11 protein-coding genes are annotated in these 18368 nt (G+C 62.4%); all 11 read left to right on the forward strand.

Annotation, left to right across the window (positions count from 1 at the left end):
- The first annotated feature begins 23 nt into the window (after positions 1-23).
- The 11 genes from JMN22_RS12935 to JMN22_RS12985 all read left to right on the forward strand — a co-directional run bounded on the left by JMN22_RS12935 (position 24) and on the right by JMN22_RS12985 (position 18123).
- Positions 24-1055, forward strand: a complete 1032-nt coding sequence (locus JMN22_RS12935) for an alpha/beta fold hydrolase (RefSeq protein WP_030142741.1) — start codon at positions 24-26, stop codon at positions 1053-1055.
- A gap of 11 nt (positions 1056-1066) precedes the next feature.
- Positions 1067-2029: a D-2-hydroxyacid dehydrogenase family protein gene (locus JMN22_RS12940; protein WP_198796974.1), complete on the forward strand. Its 963-nt coding sequence runs from the start codon at positions 1067-1069 to the stop codon at positions 2027-2029.
- A 617-nt stretch (positions 2030-2646) separates the two neighbouring features.
- Positions 2647-4218 (forward strand): glycogen synthase GlgA, encoded by a 1572-nt coding sequence (gene glgA / locus JMN22_RS12945; RefSeq protein ID WP_030142743.1) that lies wholly within the window; start codon positions 2647-2649, stop codon positions 4216-4218.
- Between the two features lie 8 nt (positions 4219-4226).
- Complete coding sequence (gene treZ, locus JMN22_RS12950) at positions 4227-6029, forward strand: malto-oligosyltrehalose trehalohydrolase (RefSeq protein WP_198796975.1); 1803 nt, start codon at positions 4227-4229, stop codon at positions 6027-6029.
- Positions 6026-8104: a 4-alpha-glucanotransferase gene (gene malQ / locus JMN22_RS12955; protein WP_198796976.1), complete on the forward strand. Its 2079-nt coding sequence runs from the start codon at positions 6026-6028 to the stop codon at positions 8102-8104. Before treZ ends, malQ begins: the two co-directional genes overlap by 4 nt.
- Entirely contained in the window at positions 8101-10887 is a 2787-nt protein-coding gene (locus JMN22_RS12960; protein ID WP_198796977.1) for a malto-oligosyltrehalose synthase, read from the forward strand. Before malQ ends, JMN22_RS12960 begins: the two co-directional genes overlap by 4 nt.
- A gap of 20 nt (positions 10888-10907) precedes the next feature.
- Entirely contained in the window at positions 10908-11261 is a 354-nt protein-coding gene (locus JMN22_RS12965) for a DUF2934 domain-containing protein (RefSeq protein WP_030142747.1), read from the forward strand.
- Between the two features lie 149 nt (positions 11262-11410).
- Positions 11411-13570, forward strand: coding sequence for a glycogen debranching protein GlgX (glgX, locus tag JMN22_RS12970; protein ID WP_030142748.1), 2160 nt, complete (start codon positions 11411-11413; stop codon positions 13568-13570).
- 259 nt (positions 13571-13829) lie between these two features.
- Positions 13830-14594, forward strand: a complete 765-nt coding sequence (locus JMN22_RS12975; protein WP_030142749.1) for a PIG-L deacetylase family protein — start codon at positions 13830-13832, stop codon at positions 14592-14594.
- Between the two features lie 139 nt (positions 14595-14733).
- Positions 14734-15534: an endonuclease/exonuclease/phosphatase family protein gene (locus JMN22_RS12980; protein WP_030142750.1), complete on the forward strand. Its 801-nt coding sequence runs from the start codon at positions 14734-14736 to the stop codon at positions 15532-15534.
- Positions 15535-15702: 168 nt separating this feature from the next.
- Positions 15703-18123: an autotransporter family protein gene (locus JMN22_RS12985; protein ID WP_198796978.1), complete on the forward strand. Its 2421-nt coding sequence runs from the start codon at positions 15703-15705 to the stop codon at positions 18121-18123.
- Positions 18124-18368: the final 245 nt, after the last annotated feature.

Raw genomic sequence — 18368 nt, forward strand, 5'->3', positions numbered from 1 at the left:
CGGTTGCCTCAAGGAGATTGATCATGCCGCGTTTGACCACCCGCTGGCTGCCCAGCCTGTTCTTGCTCGCTGCCCTGCCGATGTTCGCCCAGGCCGAGACGCCACCCGAAGGCCCCGCCTATGGGCCGCAGCTCGAAGGTTTCGAGTATCCCTACACGCTCAAGCATTTTTCCCTCCAGTCCCAAGGCAAACCGTTGCAGATGGGCTATATGGACGTGCCTGCCCAAGGCAAGGCCAACGGGCGCAGCGTCGTGCTGATGCATGGCAAGAACTTCTGCGCCGCCACCTGGGGCGACTCGATCAAGGCCCTCAGCGAGGCCGGTTACCGGGTCATCGCCCCGGACCAGATCGGCTTCTGCACCTCCAGCAAACCGGACCATTATCAGTACAGTTTCCAGCAGTTGGCGACCAACACCAACACCCTGCTCAAGGCGCTTGGCGTGCAGAAGGCGATCGTTGTCGGCCACTCCACCGGCGGCATGCTCGCCACCCGCTACGCCTTGCAGTTCCCCGACCAGGTCGAGCGCCTGGCGATGGTCAACCCGATCGGCCTTGAAGACTGGAAAGCCCTCGGCGTGCCCTACCGCACCGTGGACCAATGGTATGAACGCGAGTTGAAACTCAACGCCGAGGGCATTCGCACCTACGAACGCAACACCTACTACGGCGGACGCTGGAAGCCGGAGTTCGACCGTTGGGTAGACATGCTCGCTGGGCTCAACAAGGGACCGGGGCACACGCAAGTCGCCTGGAACTCGGCGCTGATCTACGACATGATCTTCACCCAGCCGGTCTATTACGAATTCAAGAACCTCAAGGCGCCAACGCTGCTGCTGATCGGCACATCCGACACCACGGCAATCGGCAGTGACATTGCCCCGCCGGCCGTAAAAGCCAAGCTTGGCCACTACGAGGTGCTCGGCAAGCAGGTCGCGCAATTGATCCCTCGGTCGACGCTGGTGGAGTTCCCCAACTTGGGGCACGCGCCCCAGATGGAAGAGCCGGATCGGTTCCACAAGGCCCTGCTCGGCTGGCTGGACAAACCCATTCCCTGACGAGGTGTTCCATGGCGGTGCAAATAGCGGTCATCGATGATTGGCAAGGCGTGGCGCAAGACGTGGTGGACTGGTCGCCACTGGACAGCATTGGCCAGGTAACTTTTCTCCACGATTACCCCGCCGATCAAGACACTCTCGTCTCGCGCCTGCAAGGCTTCGATGTCATTTGTGTGATGCGCGAACGGACCCGTTTCGATGAAGCACTGCTGCGTCGCCTGCCCAACCTCAAGCTGTTGCTGACCGGCGGTATGCGCAACGCTGCGCTCGATCTCAAGGCTGCCACGGCGTTGGGAATCCAGGTCTGCGGGACCGACAGCTACAAGCACGCCGCGCCCGAACTGACCTGGGCGCTGGTCATGGCCCTGACGCGCAACCTGGTCCCGGAAGCCAACGCGTTGCGTGCCGGGCTGTGGCAGCAGGGCCTGGGCGGCGATCTGCATGGCAAGACCCTGGCGATCCTTGGCCTCGGCAGCATCGGCACGCGCGTGGCGCAGTTCGGCCAGGTGTTCGGCATGCGGGTAATCGCCTGGAGTGAGAACCTGACCGCCGAACGAGCCGCCGCGGCCGGCGCGACCTATGTCGACAAACAGGCGCTGTTCGAGCAGGCCGATATTCTTTCGATCCACTTGGTGCTCAGCGACCGCACCCGCGGTCTGGTGGATGCCCAGGCGCTGGGCTGGATGAAGCCTGAGGCGCTGCTGGTCAATACCGCTCGCGGGCCGATCGTCGATGAAGCTGCGCTGGTCGAGGCACTTGAGCACAAGCGTCTGGCCGGTGCGGCCCTGGACGTCTTCGCCGAGGAACCGCTGCCAGCCGACCACCCGTTTCGGACCCTGGACAATGTTCTGGCGACACCCCACGTGGGTTATGTCAGCCGACAGAACTACCAGCAGTTCTATGGCCAGATGATCGAGGATTTGCTCGCTTGGGCGGCTGGCAAACCGATTCGGGTGTTGACCACCACAATCTGAAAATCCGCTAGTACCCTGTGGGAGCGAGCTTGCTCGCGATAGCGGTGGACCAGTCGCACAATCATGACCAGACACACCGCTATCGCGAGCAAGCTCGCTCCCACAAGGGGCATGCAAGCGCTCGTCCTGAAAGCCATCAAAACGCCTCCATCCCGCCCGCCCCTTAATGGTGCGCAGCGCCGCTGAACCGCGCACGCGATTGAACCGTCGCCCTTCCATACACCCCGACTGTTTCAAACAAGCTGCATTTCGTCGGCTCGAATTCCCCTGCGTCGTGTAAGACATTGCCGACAGTTCGCGTGATTGTCCGACAATTCGACGAAGCGAACCGCACCGCTCTAGCTTCTGACCTAGACTGCCGAACCGAGGGGAAAACCGACCGGTCATCCGGAGGAAAAAAAGTCGAAACTTTTCGCAACGGCGACAGGTCAGGTTAGAGGAAGGGCAACAACGGCTGGAGCATTCCTTGCAACGGCCCCCTCACCTGATTCGCTTCGCCGCATTGGGCAGCGCTTTGCTCTCCTTGCGTAGCGCTCGTGCGCCTGGCCGCAGGATTCGGCCAATGAAACAACAGCTCTGGCGCTTGCCGGAAACAGATCGAGAAATAGGAGTTATTTATGATCAGTGCTGCCTTGGAACCACAGCAAGTCCGTTCTCAACTACCGCCGGCGGCCGAATCGCCGACGGCACCGGTGTTGGCCACCGGAGGCAAGGCACTGCTACCTGTCGTTCGACAGAATCCCAATCGCAAGAAAATCCTGTTCGTGACGTCGGAAATCGCCGACCTGGTCAAGACCGGCGGCCTGGGTGACGTCTCCTCCGCCCTGCCCCGCGCCATGGCCGGTTTGCACGACGTGCGGATATTGATCCCTGGCTACCCGCAAGTGATGAACAGCGGCAATCCTATTCATATCATCGGCGAACTGGGTGGCCACGCAGCGCTTCCTCCTTGCAAGATCGGTCGCATGGACATGGCCGACGGCTTGGTGATCTACGTACTGATCTGTCCCGAACTCTACGCTCGCGAAGGTTCTCCTTACGGCGCCAACAACGGTCGCGACTGGCCTGACAACCACATCCGCTTCGCCCGCCTGGGCCTGGCCGCCGCCGACATCGCTGCCAACCTGGCGCAGATCCACTGGTGCCCCGACCTGGTCCACGCCCACGATTGGCCAGCCGGGCTCGCGCCGGCCTATATGCACTGGCGCGGCCAACGCACCCCGACCCTGTTCACCATCCACAACCTGGCGTACCAGGGCGTGGTCAGCCTCGCGTCCTGCCCTGAATTGGGTATCCCGGAACATGCTCTGCAACAGGAGGGCATGGAGTTCTACGGCAAGCTGTCGTTCCTCAAGGCCGGCATGGCCTATTCCAGCCACATCACCACCGTCAGCGCCACCTACGCCCAGGAAATCACTACCCCGGCGTTCGGCTGCGGCCTCGACGGGTTCCTTGCTTCCAAGACTCAACAAGGCCTGCTCAGCGGCATCCCCAACGGCATCGATGAAAGCTGGGATTCGGCCACCGACTCCCACTTGCTGCGCCAGTTTTCCATAGGCGATTGGGATGGCAAGGCCGCCAACGCCGCTCATGTGCGCGATCTGTTCGGCCTGGAGGATTCCACCGGCCCGCTGTTTGCCGTGGTGTCGCGCCTGGTCTATCAGAAAGGCCTGGACCTGACCGAGGCCGTGGCCGAGTTCATCGTCGAGTCCGGCGGGCAGATCGCGATCATCGGTCGTGGCGAGCCGGAAGAAGAACAGGCCATGCGCGAACTGGCGCTGCGCTTCCCCGGGCGGATCGGCGTGCGCATCGGCTTCAACGAAACCGACGCGCGACGGATGTTCGCCGGCAGTGATTTCCTGTTGATGCCTTCGCGCTACGAGCCCTGCGGCTTGAGCCAGATGTACGCCCAGCGCTTCGGCTCACTGCCTGTTGCGCGCAACACTGGCGGGCTGGCGGACACCATCGAGGACGGCATCACCGGTTTCCTGTTCGATGAGTCGACCGTGGAGAGCTACAAGCAGGCCTTGAGCCGCGCGTTCAAGGTTTTCGAATTCCCCGAACTGCTCAATGCCATGCGCTGCCGCGCGATGTCGGCCCCCTTCAACTGGAGCAAGGCCGTAGAACCCTACGCCGAACTCTATGAACAACTGGTCGCTAAATCATTGGGAAAATCGGCTAGACAATGAGGTAACCGATGCCGTCAAGGATGCCTGAAACCCGGACCCACGGCGCGGTCTTGCTTGATCCAGAGCACACCCGTTTCGCCCTGTGGGCCCCTGATGCGTTTTACGTCAGTGTCGAACTCGACACTGGAGAATCCATACCGATGCTGCCCCAGGCCAATGGCTGGTTCATGATCCAGGCCCGTTGCGCCGCCGGCACTCGCTACCGCTACAACATCGACGGGGAACTGGAAGTGCCTGACCCGGCGTCCCGGTCCCAGGACGGTGATATCGACCGCCACAGCGTGGTGGTCGACCCCCATGCTTATCAATGGCGCCACACCAGTTGGTGCGGTCGCCCCTGGTACGATGCCGTCATCTACGAACTGCACGTCGGCGCCCTCGGCGGTTTTGAAGGCGTCGAGCAACAACTCGCTCGCCTGGCCGGGCTTGGCGTGACGGCCATCGAACTGATGCCGCTGGCGCAGTTTCCCGGCGATCGCAATTGGGGCTACGACGGTGTACTGCCCTACGCCCCGCAAGCCTCCTACGGCACGCCGGACCAGCTCAAGCACCTGATCGACAGCGCCCACGGCCATGGGTTGGCCGTCATCCTCGACGTGGTCTACAACCACTTTGGCCCCGACGGCAATTATCTGCATCGCTACGCCAAGGGGTTCTTTCGCGAAGACAAGCACACGCCCTGGGGCGCGGCGATCGACTTCCGGCGCCGCGAGGTCCGCGACTTCTTCATCGACAATGCCCTGATGTGGCTGCTGGAATACCGTTTCGACGGCCTGCGCCTGGACGCCGTGCACGCCATCGAGGACCCCGATTTCCTGCAGGAACTGGCCGCCCAGGTGCGTCAGCAGGTGGACCCGACGCGGCATGTCTGGTTGACCGTCGAGAACGAACACAACCAGGCCAGCCTGCTGGAACAGGGCTATGACGCCCAATGGAACGATGACGGGCATAACGCCCTGCACGTCCTGCTCACGGGCGAGACCGACGCCTACTACGCCGACTACGCCGAGCAACCGACGGAAAAACTCGCGCGCTGCCTGAGCCAGGGCTTCGTGTTCCAGGGCCATACCAACCGCCATGGCGAATCCCGTGGCGAACCCAGTGGCCACCTGCCGCCGAGCGCGTTCGTGCTGTTCCTGCAGAACCACGACCAGATCGGCAACCGGGCCCTCGGTGAGCGCTTGCATCAACTGGCCGCGCCGCAGGCCCTGCAAGCCGCGACGGCGCTGTTGCTGCTGTCGCCGATGATTCCGTTGATGTTCATGGGCGATGAAGTCGTCGCCGAACAGCCTTTCCTGTTCTTCACCAGCCACCACGGCGAGCTGGCAGAGCTGGTGCGCGAAGGCCGACGCAACGAGTTCAAGGCTTTCAGCGCCTTTGCCGATCCCGAGAAGCGTGCGCGAATCCCTGATCCGAATGCGGCCAGCACCTTCGAGGCCTCTCGACCAACCCTTGAAGCACACCAGCCGGAGCAACTGGCCTGCGAAGCGCTTTATCGCCAATTGCTGAAAATTCGCCGTGAGCAAATCGTCCCGCGCCTGCCTGCTGCCCATGCCTTGGGTGCCGAGGTGCTGGGTCATGGCGCGGTGAGCGCACGCTGGCAACTGGGCGACGGCAGTGTGCTGCGTATCGACCTGAACCTCAGTGACCAAGCCGTCGAACACAGCGCACCTCACGAGGCACAGATTCTTTTCGAACATCCACCGCAGGCCATGGGTCTGTTGCAACAGGGGGTTCTCACACCCCATAGCGCGCTGGTCAGTCTGACGCAAGCGGCCACCTTGCCCACAATTACTGGAGAGCGCCTATGAGCGATGCGCAACTGGAAATCCTCGCCGGCCGAGCGGGCCTGGCGGTGGACTGGATCGATGCCAATGGCCGAGCCCAGAAAGTATCACCGGCCGTGTTGCGCTCGGTCCTGACCGGCCTGGGTCATCCCGCTGGCAGCGCCCAGGAAATCGATGCCAGCCTGCTGCAGTTGCAGGAAGATCAACAGAACCATCGCCTGCCCCCGCTGATCACGGCGGATGTCGGGGTCAATGTCGATTTGAGCCGCTATTTCGAGCCCGGCACACCTTGCGAAATCCAGCTTGAGGACGGCGCGACACTGAATTCGAAACTCGATGCCGCTGCTGCCTTGCCGGGGATCGTGCCGGTGGGTTACCAGCATGTCAGCATCCAGGGCCAGCACTTCACCTTGGCCGTGGCCCCGGCTCGCTGCTACAGCGTGGCGGATGCGGTCGATGACCCGACACCTCGGGCCTGGGGCCTGAGTGCCCAGCTGTATTCGCTGCGCCGCCCGGGTGATGGCGGCTTCGGCGACACCCAGGCCTTGGAAGAGTTGGCGCGAGTGGCCGGCGAACGGGGTGCCGACGCGCTGGCCATCAGCCCGATGCATGCGATGTTCAGCAGCGACACCGGACGCTACAGCCCCTATTCACCGTCCAGCCGACTGTTCCTCAACAGCCTGTACGCCGCGCCGGGCACCATCCTGGGCGAGCGTGCACTGCGCACCGCCATCGACGCCACGGGCCTGGCCAATCAACTGCAGAATCTTGAGCAACAGCCACTGATCGATTGGCCGGTGGCCGCCGAGGCCAAGCAACGGATTCTTCGTGCGCTATACGACGGTTTCAGCCAGGGCGAGCATCCGCTGCACGAGGATTTCAGCAGCTTTCGCCACAGCAGTGGCGAAGCCCTGGAAAACCATTGCCGCTTCGAAGCCCTGCAGGCCGAGCGCGCCGCCCGGGGCGAAAGCCTCGACTGGCGCCGATGGCCCGCAGAATGGCGCGATCCGCGCAGCGCCGCAATCGCCCGTTTAGCCGAGGAAAACGCCGATGAAATCGGCTTCTACGCCTTCTGCCAATGGCTGATTGCCCGCTGCCTGGAACGCGCCCAGAGCGCGGCCAAATCCAGTGGCATGGGTGTCGGCCTGATCGCCGACCTGGCGGTGGGCGCCGACGGTGGCGGCAGCCAGGCCTGGAGCCGGCAAGATGAATTGCTCGCGTCGCTCACCGTCGGCGCACCGCCCGACATCCTCAATCGCTCGGGCCAGGGCTGGGGCATTTCGGCCTTCTCCCCCGAAGGGCTGGTACGCAATGGTTTCCGCGCGTTCATCGAGATGTTGCGGGCCAATTTTGCTCACGCGGGTGGCTTGCGCATCGACCACATCATGGGCCTGCAACGGTTGTGGGTGATCCCGAACGACGCGCCCCCCACCGACGGCGCCTACCTCTATTACCCCATCGATGACCTGCTGCGCCTGTTGGCCCTGGAGTCCCATCGTCACCAGGCCATCGTGCTGGGCGAGGACCTTGGCACCGTGCCCGACGGCCTGCGGGACAAGCTCATCGCTCGCTCCATCCTGGGCATGCGCGTGCTGTTGTTCGAACAGGACAACACCCACTTCAAGCCCATCCTCGACTGGCCGGACAACGCCCTGGCGACGACCAGCACCCATGACCTGCCCACGCTCAATGGCTGGTGGCACGGCCATGACATCGATTGGAACGCCCGGCTGGACTTGATCGATTCCCACACCGAGATGGATTGGCGCCGGCACCGCGAGCGTGAACGCGACGGGCTGCGCAACGCGCTGAACCAGGATCCGCAGAATTTTCGCGAGGAACATCGCGAAACCGACCAGGTGCTGGACGCCAGCGTGCGTTTCCTCGGGCATACCCGTGCGCCACTGGTGCTGCTGCCACTCGAAGATGCCCTGGGCGTCGAAGAACAGGCCAACCTGCCCGGCACCACCGACACCCACCCCAACTGGCGGCGGCGCCTGGCTTTGGACAGCCGGGAACTGCTGGACGACCCGGACGCCGCGCGGCGTCTGGAAATACTCGCCTGCGCGAGACTTCAGGCGAACGAGCGTGACCGATGAACCAGACATTGATTCAACCGCTGCGGGCGACCTTGCGCCTGCAATTTCATAAAGGCTTCACCCTGGACGATGCCATCGCCCAGGTGCCGTATTTCGCTTCCCTGGGCATCAGCCATCTCTATGCTTCGCCGCTGCTCAAAGCCCGCGCCGGGTCCATGCACGGGTACGACGTGGTCGATCCGACCCAGGTCAACCCGGAACTCGGTGGCGAGGCCGCGCTCAGGCGCCTGGTGGCCACCTTGCGCGAGCATCGGATGGGCCTGATCCTCGACATCGTGTCCAATCACATGGCCGTTGGCGGCAATGACAACCCTTGGTGGCTCGACCTGCTGGAATGGGGGCGCCTGAGCCCTTATGGCGAATTCTTCGACATCCAGTGGCATTCACCCGACCCGCTGATGGAAGGCCAGTTGCTGTTGCCTTTCCTGGGCAGTGATTATGGCGTGGCCTTGCAGGAAGGCACCCTGAAACTGCGCTTCGACGCCGATCAAGGCAGCTTCTTCGTCGAGCACTATGAACACCGCTTTCCCATTTGCCCGATGCAGTACGGCGAGCTGCTCAAACCCTCGGACAATCTGCCACCGGAACAGGTCGACTCGCTCAGGGCACTGGCCGAGCGTTTCACCACGCTGAACTACCAGACCGATGCCCATTCCCTGGCCCAGCCCCTGCAACAGGACCTGCGAGACCTGGCTTGCGAGCCGGGCATCCTTGGCGCGATCGAAGACAACCTGCGCAGTTATGATTCGCTGGAGCCCGAAGGTTTCGAACGCCTGCATCAGCTACTGGAACGCCAAAGCTACCGCCTCGCCAGTTGGCGCACGGCGGCGGATGACATCAACTGGCGGCGCTTTTTCGATGTCAACGAACTGGGTGGCCTGCGAGTCGAACGCCCGGCGGTTTTCGAGGCGACCCATGCGAAGATCTTCGAGCTGATCGCCGATGGCTTGGTCGACGGCCTGCGGATCGACCACATCGACGGCCTGGCCGACCCTCGCGGTTACTGCCGCAAACTGCGCCGTCGCGTCGACTCGCTTTCGCCCTCGCGGCACCTGCCGATTTTCGTCGAGAAGATCCTCGGCGATGACGAAACGCTGCGCCGCGACTGGAAGGTCGACGGCAGCACCGGCTATGAGTTCATGAACCAGATTTCGCTGCTGCAGCATGACCCGGCCGGTGCCGAGCGCCTCGCCGAATTCTGGAGCCGACACAGCGAACGGCCCGCGCACTTCATCGAAGAAGCCCGCCTGGCCCGCCAGCAGATTCTCAACGGTTCCCTGGCCGGGGATTTCGAGAGCGTCGCCCAGGCCTTGCTGCAAGTGGCCCGGGACGACGTAATGACCCGCGACCTGACCCTCGGCGCGATTCGCCGGGCGTTGCAGGAATTGATCGTGCATTTCCCGGTGTATCGCACCTATATCAGCCCCTTGGGTCGCTCCGCCGAGGACGAGGTATTTTTCCAGAAGGCCCTTGAAGGCGCCCGGCAAACCCTCAGCGAAGCCGACTGGCCCGTACTCGATTGCCTGGCCAACTGGCTCGGCGGCATGCCTTGGCGCCAACGCCCGAGGGGGAGCCAGCGTAAACGCCTGCGGCATGCCTGCGTGCGCTTCCAGCAACTGACCTCGCCAGCCGCCGCCAAGGCGGTCGAGGACACCGCGCTCTATCGCTCGGCGGCGCTGCTGTCACGCAACGACGTGGGCTACAACACCGAGCGGTTCAGCGCGCCGACGCAAGAATTCCACGATGCTTGCATCGAGCGGCTGAAACATTTCCCCGACAACCTGATCACCACCGCCACCCACGACCACAAGCGCGGCGAGGACACCCGTGCCCGGCTGGCGGTGATCAGCGAACGTCCCGACTGGTACACCACGTGCGTGGAGCAATGGCGCATCCTCTCGCCGTCGCTGCACAGCGACCCCGCGGCGCCGTCGGCCGGCGATGAACTGATCCTCTACCAGGCGCTGCTCGGCAGTTGGCCCCTGGACCTCGACCTGCAGGATCAGAAAGCCCTGGGCGACTACGCCGAACGCCTGTGGCAGTGGCAACGCAAGGCACTGCGCGAGGCCAAGCTGCAAAGCAGTTGGGCGGCGGTCAACGATGCCTACGAGCAAGCCACCCAGATGTTCCTTGAACGGCTATTGCTGTGCGATGAAGGCCTGCCGTTGCGTTGCGCCATCGCCGAAGCCGTCCAGGTCATTGCTCCGGCAGGCGCCCTCAACAGTCTGGCGCAAACTTTGCTGCGCATGACCGTGCCCGGCGTGCCAGACCTGTACCAGGGCAACGAGTTCTGGGACTTCAGCCTGGTGGATCCCGACAACCGCCGCCCGGTGGATTTCCCGGCCCGCCGCGAGGCGATGCAGGCCGACAGCTCACCCGTGGCGCTGCTGCGCGACTGGCGTGACGGTCGGATCAAGCAGGCGCTGATCGCGCGCACGCTGGCCCTGCGGTCCGAGTACTCGCAACTGTTCCGCCAGGGCAGCTACCAGCCGCTGTCGGTGCTAGGCGAACACGCCGGGCGAATACTGGCCTTCATGCGCGAGCACAAGCAGCAACGGGCAATCGTGGTGGTACCGATTCACACGGCCAGCCTGCTGGAAAACAGTGCCCTGCCCCAGGTCACTGCATCGGACTGGGGCGATACCCGCGTGTCGTTACCGTTTGCCGCCGAGGACGAAAAACTGAAGGGACTTTTTGCAAGCGCAACAGTCACACCCCAAAGGGAGCTGATGGTCAGCGCCGCGCTGGGGGATTTCCCGGTCAATGTCTTTATCCAATCTTGAGTCAAGTCAGGAGCACTGCGATGAGTACCGACGATAAACGCATTCGTGAATTTGCCTACCAGATCTGGGAGTCCGAGGGTAAGCCCGCCGGGCAGGAAAAGCGTCACTGGGAGATGGCGCGCAAACTGGCGGAAGCCGAAGCCCTGGCACCGAGCAAACCGCCCAAGGCTGCGAGCAAGACCGCCGCCAGCAAAACGGATGGCGCCAAGCCCGCCGCGGCCAAGAGCCCCGCTGCCAAGGCCGCCACGAAAAGCACGACGCCCAAGGCCAAACCTGCTGCGAAACCTTCCGCAGCAACCGCTGCGGTGGTCCCGCCTGCTGACAAGGCCCCAGCGAAAAAGCCACGAGCGGCGCGCAAACCACCAGCGGTCTGATCCTCCGAACTCATCGTTTTCAATCCTGTCCTTCTTTCAACGAAGGGGCTCGCCTGTGGCCTGGGGATTCGTCTCCTCGCCACAAGCATCGGGCACCACCCTGCCCCACGTGCACCGCATTACCGAATCTGTCTTTTGCAGGAGCAACTATGACCCGTCCAAAGAAAACCACGCCGCCGCCCGTTATCGAGGCCTCGCGGATTCGTGAAGGGCTGCCGTTTCCGCTCGGCGCGACCTGGGATGGCCTGGGGGTCAATTTCGCGTTGTTCTCAGCCAACGCCACAAAGGTCGAACTGTGTATTTTCGACGACGCCGGCGAAGTCGAGCTCGAGCGTATCGAACTGCCGGAATACACCGATGAGATCTACCACGGGTATCTGCCAGACGCGCATCCCGGGCTTATCTACGGTTATCGGGTCTATGGCCCTTATGACCCAGAGAATGGCCATCGCTTCAATCCCAACAAGTTGCTGATCGACCCCTATGCCAAACAATTGGTTGGCGAGCTGAAGTGGTCTGAAGCGCTGTTCGGCTACACCATCGGCCACCCGGACGGCGACCTCAGTTTCGATGAGCGCGACAGCGCCCCGTTCGTGCCCAAGTGCAAGGTCATCGACCCGGCCCATACCTGGGGCCATGATCACCGGGTCACCGTGCCGTGGGACAAGACCATCCTGTATGAAACCCACGTGCGCGGCTTCACCATGCGCCACCCTTCGGTGCCGGAGAACTTGCGAGGCACGTTCGCCGGCCTGATGGTCGACGATGTGCTCGAACACATTCGCAAGCTGGGCGTTTCCTCGGTGGAGCTGTTGCCCATCCACGCCTTCGTCAACGACCAGCACCTGCTGCACAAAGGCATGACCAACTATTGGGGCTACAACAGCATTGCCTTCTTTGCCCCGGACCCGCGTTACCTGGCCAGCGGCAAGATCGCCGAGTTCAAGGAGCTGGTCGCGCACATGCACGAGGCCAACCTCGAAGTCATTCTCGACGTGGTCTACAACCACACCGCCGAGGGCAATGAACAGGGCCCGACCCTGTCCATGCGCGGCATCGACAATGCCTCGTACTACCGGCTGATGCCCGACGACAAACGCTATTACATCAACGACTCCGGCACCGGCAACACGCTGGACCTGAGCCACCCCTGCGTGTTGCAGATGGTCACCGACTCCCTGCGCTATTGGGCCACGGAAATGCATGTAGACGGTTTCCGCTTCGACCTGGCGACCATCCTCGGCCGTTACCACGACGGCTTCGACGAGCGCCACAGTTTCCTCGTTGCCTGTCGACAGGACCCCGTGCTGCGCCAGGTGAAAATGATCGCCGAGCCTTGGGATTGCGGTCCTGGCGGCTATCAGGTCGGACGTTTCCCGCCGGGCTGGGTCGAGTGGAACGACAAATTCCGCGACACCGTGCGCGCCTTCTGGAAAGGCGACGACGGCCAACTTGCCGACTTCGCCAGCCGCATGACTGCTTCGGGCGAGATGTTCAACCAGCGTGGGCGCCGGCCATACGCCTCGGTGAACTTCGTGACCGCCCACGATGGTTTCACGTTGCATGACCTGGTGTCCTACAACGATAAACACAACGAAGCCAACGACGAGAACAATCAGGACGGCAGCAACAACAACCTGTCCTGGAACCACGGCGTGGAGGGTCCGACGGACGATCCGCAGATCAACGCCCTGCGCCATCGGCAGATGCGCAATTTCTTCTCGACCTTGCTGCTGGCCCAAGGCACACCGATGATCGTCGCCGGGGACGAATTCGCCCGCACCCAGCATGGCAACAACAACGCTTACTGCCAGGACAGCGAGATCGGCTGGGTCAACTGGGACCTTAGCCAGGATGGCGAGGCGCTGCTCAAGTTCGTCAAGCGCTTGATCAAGCTGCGCCTGACCTATCCGATCCTGCGGCGCGGACGCTTTCTCGTGGGCAACTACAACGAGGACATCGGCGTCAAGGACGTCACCTGGCTGGCCCCGGATGGCAGCGAGATGACCATCGAGCAATGGCAGGACAGCCACGGTCGCTGCCTGGGCATGCTGATGGACGGACGCGCCCAGGAAACCGGCATCCGCCGCAAAGGGGGCGACGCCACGTTGCTGCTGGTGGTCAATGCGCACCATGACATCGTCAATTTCCGCCTGCCTGAGGTACCTGAAGGCAGTTTCTGGACCTGCATGGTGGACACCAACCAACCCTTGGTGCGCGGCCAGGAGCGCTTTGAATTTGATTGCGAATATTCAGTGACCGGACGTTCGTTATTGTTGTTCGAATTGCAACGCGAAGAAGAGGACTAAGCGCAGGCGATACACGGCGACAAGACAGCGGAAACCGCAAGGACGCGATTTCTGTCGCAATGCAGCGCAGTTCGAACGCAAAAAATGCAGTTCAGATACACATTCCGACGCGACGAATCCGTCAGCATGGTCAATACTTTCCCTGCGCGAAGCTCCAGGACTCGGATCAGCGCAAATCACAGTCAGGCCCTTACGGGCAACAATGGGCGGCCGGCCCACTGTGTGACTGCACGATTGAACACGACAAGGACGTACTCCGATGAAACCAGCCTCTCACTCGCAAGGCCGGCAGCACCCGCAGATATGGAACAGCTCGCCGCAACTGGCCGACATTCCCATCATCAGTACCCAGACCTTGATCCCATCAGGCGCCCGCGCGGTCATCCTGGCTCCGCACCCCGGCGATGAGGTCGGTGCCTGCGGTGGCCTGCTCCAATTGCTGAGCAACCTGGGCCAACCCATGCTGTTGATCTCGGTCACCGACGGCCTCCCAAGCCCTCCCGGCTCGCCATTATGGTCCGATGAAAGACTGCGCACATTTCGCCCGCATCCCCAGGAAAGCGTCGATGCCCTGCACCGCCTGGGCGTACCGTCCCACGGGCTGCAGTGGGTGCGCGGCGGTTTTCCGGAGAAAGGCCTGGCCGAACATGAAGCGCAACTGAGCGCATTCATCCGTCATCACCTGCGACCCGGCGACGTGGTATTCAGCACCTGGCGCATGGATGGCGACAGCGACCACGAGACGGTCGGCCGCGCCGGAGCCCAGGCCGCCGACAATATCGGCGCGGCCTTCAATGAGCTGCCCGTATGGGCCTGGCATTGGCCCGTCCGCGAGCAGAACAAGATTCCTTGGCACCGAGCGCGCAAGTTACGCCTGGACGTCTGGACCACCGCACGCAAGCGTCACGCCATGCATGCCTACACCAGCCAACTGAACGGCGAGCCCGCCAACGGCATTGCACCGCTCGTGCCCCGGGTCATCCTCGACCGCATGGGCATGCCCTATGAAATCGTCTTTATCTAATCCCCAGGACCTGTGGGCCCGAGCAAGCTCGCGCCCACCTGGTTTTTTATCGTTCACAAAACCCTGCCCATCAAGAATTCCGGAACTGCCGCAGCCGCCGTCAGTCGCATGAACAGAGACGTCTGATTCAGGAGTGAACGTGACTCGCGATCCCGACTGGCGGGCCGAAGAATCAGTACCGCTGGGAGCGCCCGCGGCGATTCATCGACTGCGTGTTCTGACGGTGAATACACACAAGGGCTTCACTGCCCTGAACCGCCGCTTCATCTTGCCCGAGCTGCGCGAAGCAGTGCGCAGCACAGGCGCTGACCTGGTGTTCCTGCAGGAGGTGCTGGGCGAACACGATCGTCATGCCACGCGTTATGACAATTGGCCCCAGACATCCCAATACGAATTCCTGGCCGACAGCATGTGGAGCGACTTTGCCTACGGCCGGAACGCGGTATACCCGGACGGCCACCATGGCAATGCACTGCTTTCCAAGTACCCGATCCGCCAGTTTCGCAACCTCGACGTGTCGATCACAGGCCCCGAGCGGCGTGGGCTTCTGCATTGTGTGCTGGACGTACCGGGCCACGCCGAAGTCCACGGCATCTGCGTGCACCTGAGCCTGCTGGAGAGTCATCGCCAATTGCAGCTCAAGTTGCTCTGCAAGCTCCTCGACTCCCTGCCGGAAGACGCTCCGGTCATCATCGCTGGCGATTTCAACGACTGGCAATTGCGCGGCAACGTCACCCTCGCCCGTCGCCAATACCTGCATGAGGCCTTCGAACAGCACCACGGGCGCCCCGCCCGGACCTACCCGGCCCGATTCCCCCTGCTGCGCCTGGACCGGATATACCTGCGCAACGCCACCAGCCACGCCCCGCAAATACTTGGCAACAAACCTTGGACGCACCTGAGCGATCATCTTCCACTGTCGGTGGAAGTCCATCTGTAGCGGCCAGGCCTGAGCGCATCCACCTGTAAGATCTGACAGTAGCGACCCTCTTCATTCGTTGTTAGCGTGCTTTGCATACAGCGAGCGTTGCCGGGCCCTGTGTGCCATCTGTCGTGCAACCCATGCTGAAACAGGCATGCCATGGATGCCCATGCAGAGGGATAGCACATGAGTCGGCGCGATCGGCATTTCAATCGCTTGTTGAATGTCTTGTGGGTGGCAGCTCCGCTCCTGCTGCCCGTCTCATCCACCATGGCGGCTTGCACTCTGGTACCCACGGCAGGCGACGACACCTATGTTTGCGACAGCGCACCCGCCGCCGCGGGCCTGACTGACCTGTCGGGAAACAACGACCTGACCGTCTCAGGCAGCGGCTTTATCCAGGGCGACGTTACCTTCGACGCCGGAAACGACCGCGTTCTGATCAATGCCAACGGCGTGATCGACGGTGACGTCGAGCAAGGTTCAGAAGAAGACGCGTTCGAAATGAACGGCGGCCGAATTCTGTCCCTGTCACAGGGCGATGGCATCGACAGGTTCTTGATGACGGGCGGCACTATCGTCGACGCCTTCGAAGACGGCGACGTTGCCAAGATGACCGGTGGCAACATCGGGCGAGTGAACATGAAGCTGGATGACAACGTCTTTGACATGTCGGGCGGGAATATCATTGGCAATCTGGTGACGGGTTTTGGTCAGGACACCATCATCGTGTCGGGAGGACGCATCGGGGGCAACATCAGTGTCAGCGATGGTAACGACAGCATCAGCGTGAGCGGTGGTGAGATCATTGGTGAAGTTCGCACCAGCCTTGGCAACGACCGATTGGGGTGGAGCGGCGGCCTGATCCACTCGGCCGTTTTGATGGGCGCCGGTAATGACACAGCCTCGTTGCGCACCCTCGATGAGGCAGCGTTGATGGTTACGCCACGCGTAGACGGCGGGTTGGGCCAGGACGCCCTTGCGCTGGAGGGAACCACTTCGAGCATGGGCGCCCGCTATGTCAATTTTGAGACCGTCAAGCTTTCCCAGGGCTCGCGCCTGGACCTCAGCGATACGCTTGTCCTGGGCGACAGCACGAGCGGCACAGGCGTGCTCGATATCGACAGCAGCAGTGTGCTGGCAGCGACTCAAGGCATCATCGCGCCGTTCTCTGCTGGGCAGATGACCACACTCGACAACGCCGGGACAATCGACCTTGCCGACGGCAACACCCGCACCGACGATACCCTCACGGTGCAAGGCAATTACGCAGGCAACGGCGGCCAGTTACGCCTGCAAACGGTGCTCGGGGCCGATGACTCACCCAGCGACAAACTGATCGTCAACGGTGGCACGCTCACCGGCAGCACGGCCATTACCATCACGAACCTGGGGGGCGCCGGAGCCGTGACTGCCCAGGACGGCATCGAGCTCGTCCGGGCACAGGGTGGTGCCGTCAGCGACAGCAGTGCCTTCTCCTTGGCGCAATCAGTCTCGGCGGGGGCGTTCGATTATCGTCTGTTCAAAGGTGGCGTGACCGGCAACGCCAACAATTGGTACCTGCGCTCAACGGTAGTGGCCGGCCCGGTGGCCGCGCCCAGCCCAACGCTGCCGCCCTTGCCAGTCGCCGTACCAGGCGCCGCGCCGATTCCGCTGTATCGCCCGGAAGTACCGACCTGGTCGGTATTGCCTCCGGCGGCGGCGCAACTGACCCTGATGGCCCTGGGCACGTTCCACGATCGCCAGGGCGATCAACGCCTGCTGACGGAAACTGGCACGTTTGGCGCAGGTTGGGGCCGAGCCTATGGAAAGGACCTCGACCAGACCTGGGCCGGCACGGTGACACCGCGCTTCGATGGCTCCATCAAGGGCTTTCAGGTGGGTAATGACCTATACGCTGCGCCGACCTCCGACGGCCAGACCCAGCGCATCGGCTTTTTTGTCGGGCATACGGAGTTGAACGGCAACGTCGACGGCTTCAACCTCGGCTTCAAAGGTCGACGCGCCGGCAAGGTCGAACTCGACGGCGACAGCTACGGGCTCTACTGGACGTTGATCGATCCATCCGGCGGCTATCTCGATGCGGTGGTGATGGGCACTCGCTTGAATGGCGATAACCGCTCCGAACGCGGGCTAAAAATCGATAATCGCGGGCATGCCTTGACCCTGTCGGCGGAGTCTGGCTATCCGTTTGCGGTTTCACGTGACTGGGTCCTTGAGCCCCAGGCCCAGATCATTCATCAAAAAATCACCCTGGGCACGCAGGACGACGGGATTTCCAAGGTCAAGTTCGATTCCGACAGCACCTGGACCGCACGCCTCGGCGCGCGACTCAAAGGCTCTTATCGAGTCAGCGACATACCCGTCGAACCTTATCTGCGGGCGAACATCTGGCACACCTTTTCAGGCACCGATACGGTAACTTTCGACGGTGCCCAACGCATCGAGACCGAACAGCGGGCCTCCACGGCGGACCTGGGCGTTGGCGTTATCGTTAGCCTGGCAACCTCGGTCAGTGCCTATGCGGGTGTGGACTACAGCAACAATCTGGACAGCAACCAACAACGCAGCGTGGCTGGGAATGTTGGTGTGCGGATCAGTTGGTAAGGCGAAACGACGAGGATTTGACGCCCAGAATAGGTCGATTTTATAAGCGTAAAATCATTGGGTTAGCGCTAGGTGATTTCACTCTGCCATTTGTCGGCCAATTTCTTGACGTGACCGCAACGGTCCTCTTGACTACAACGTACTACCCCCCGGAACACAGTCAGGGGCAGGCCTCTGGAACCCGCCATCGCGGGCCGCCAGAGGTTTGCCTCATCCCATTCGGTCGCCCCTCATTCGGGGTAGGA

The sequence above is a fragment of the Pseudomonas sp. HB05 genome (assembly GCF_016756915.1).
GTDB lineage: Bacteria > Pseudomonadota > Gammaproteobacteria > Pseudomonadales > Pseudomonadaceae > Aquipseudomonas > Aquipseudomonas alvandae.

What these genes read in the sequence shown, in the direction of transcription:
- JMN22_RS12935 (WP_030142741.1), top strand. Translation starts at nt 24, where the DNA reads ATGCCGCGTTTGACCACCCGCTGGCTGCCCAGCCTGTTCTTGCTCGCT.
- JMN22_RS12940 (WP_198796974.1), top strand. Translation starts at nt 1,067, where the DNA reads ATGGCGGTGCAAATAGCGGTCATCGATGATTGGCAAGGCGTGGCGCAA.
- glgA (WP_030142743.1), top strand. Translation starts at nt 2,647, where the DNA reads ATGATCAGTGCTGCCTTGGAACCACAGCAAGTCCGTTCTCAACTACCG.
- treZ (WP_198796975.1), top strand. Translation starts at nt 4,227, where the DNA reads ATGCCGTCAAGGATGCCTGAAACCCGGACCCACGGCGCGGTCTTGCTT.
- malQ (WP_198796976.1), top strand. Translation starts at nt 6,026, where the DNA reads ATGAGCGATGCGCAACTGGAAATCCTCGCCGGCCGAGCGGGCCTGGCG.
- JMN22_RS12960 (WP_198796977.1), top strand. Translation starts at nt 8,101, where the DNA reads ATGAACCAGACATTGATTCAACCGCTGCGGGCGACCTTGCGCCTGCAA.
- JMN22_RS12965 (WP_030142747.1), top strand. Translation starts at nt 10,908, where the DNA reads ATGAGTACCGACGATAAACGCATTCGTGAATTTGCCTACCAGATCTGG.
- glgX (WP_030142748.1), top strand. Translation starts at nt 11,411, where the DNA reads ATGACCCGTCCAAAGAAAACCACGCCGCCGCCCGTTATCGAGGCCTCG.
- JMN22_RS12975 (WP_030142749.1), top strand. Translation starts at nt 13,830, where the DNA reads ATGAAACCAGCCTCTCACTCGCAAGGCCGGCAGCACCCGCAGATATGG.
- JMN22_RS12985 (WP_198796978.1), top strand. Translation starts at nt 15,703, where the DNA reads ATGAGTCGGCGCGATCGGCATTTCAATCGCTTGTTGAATGTCTTGTGG.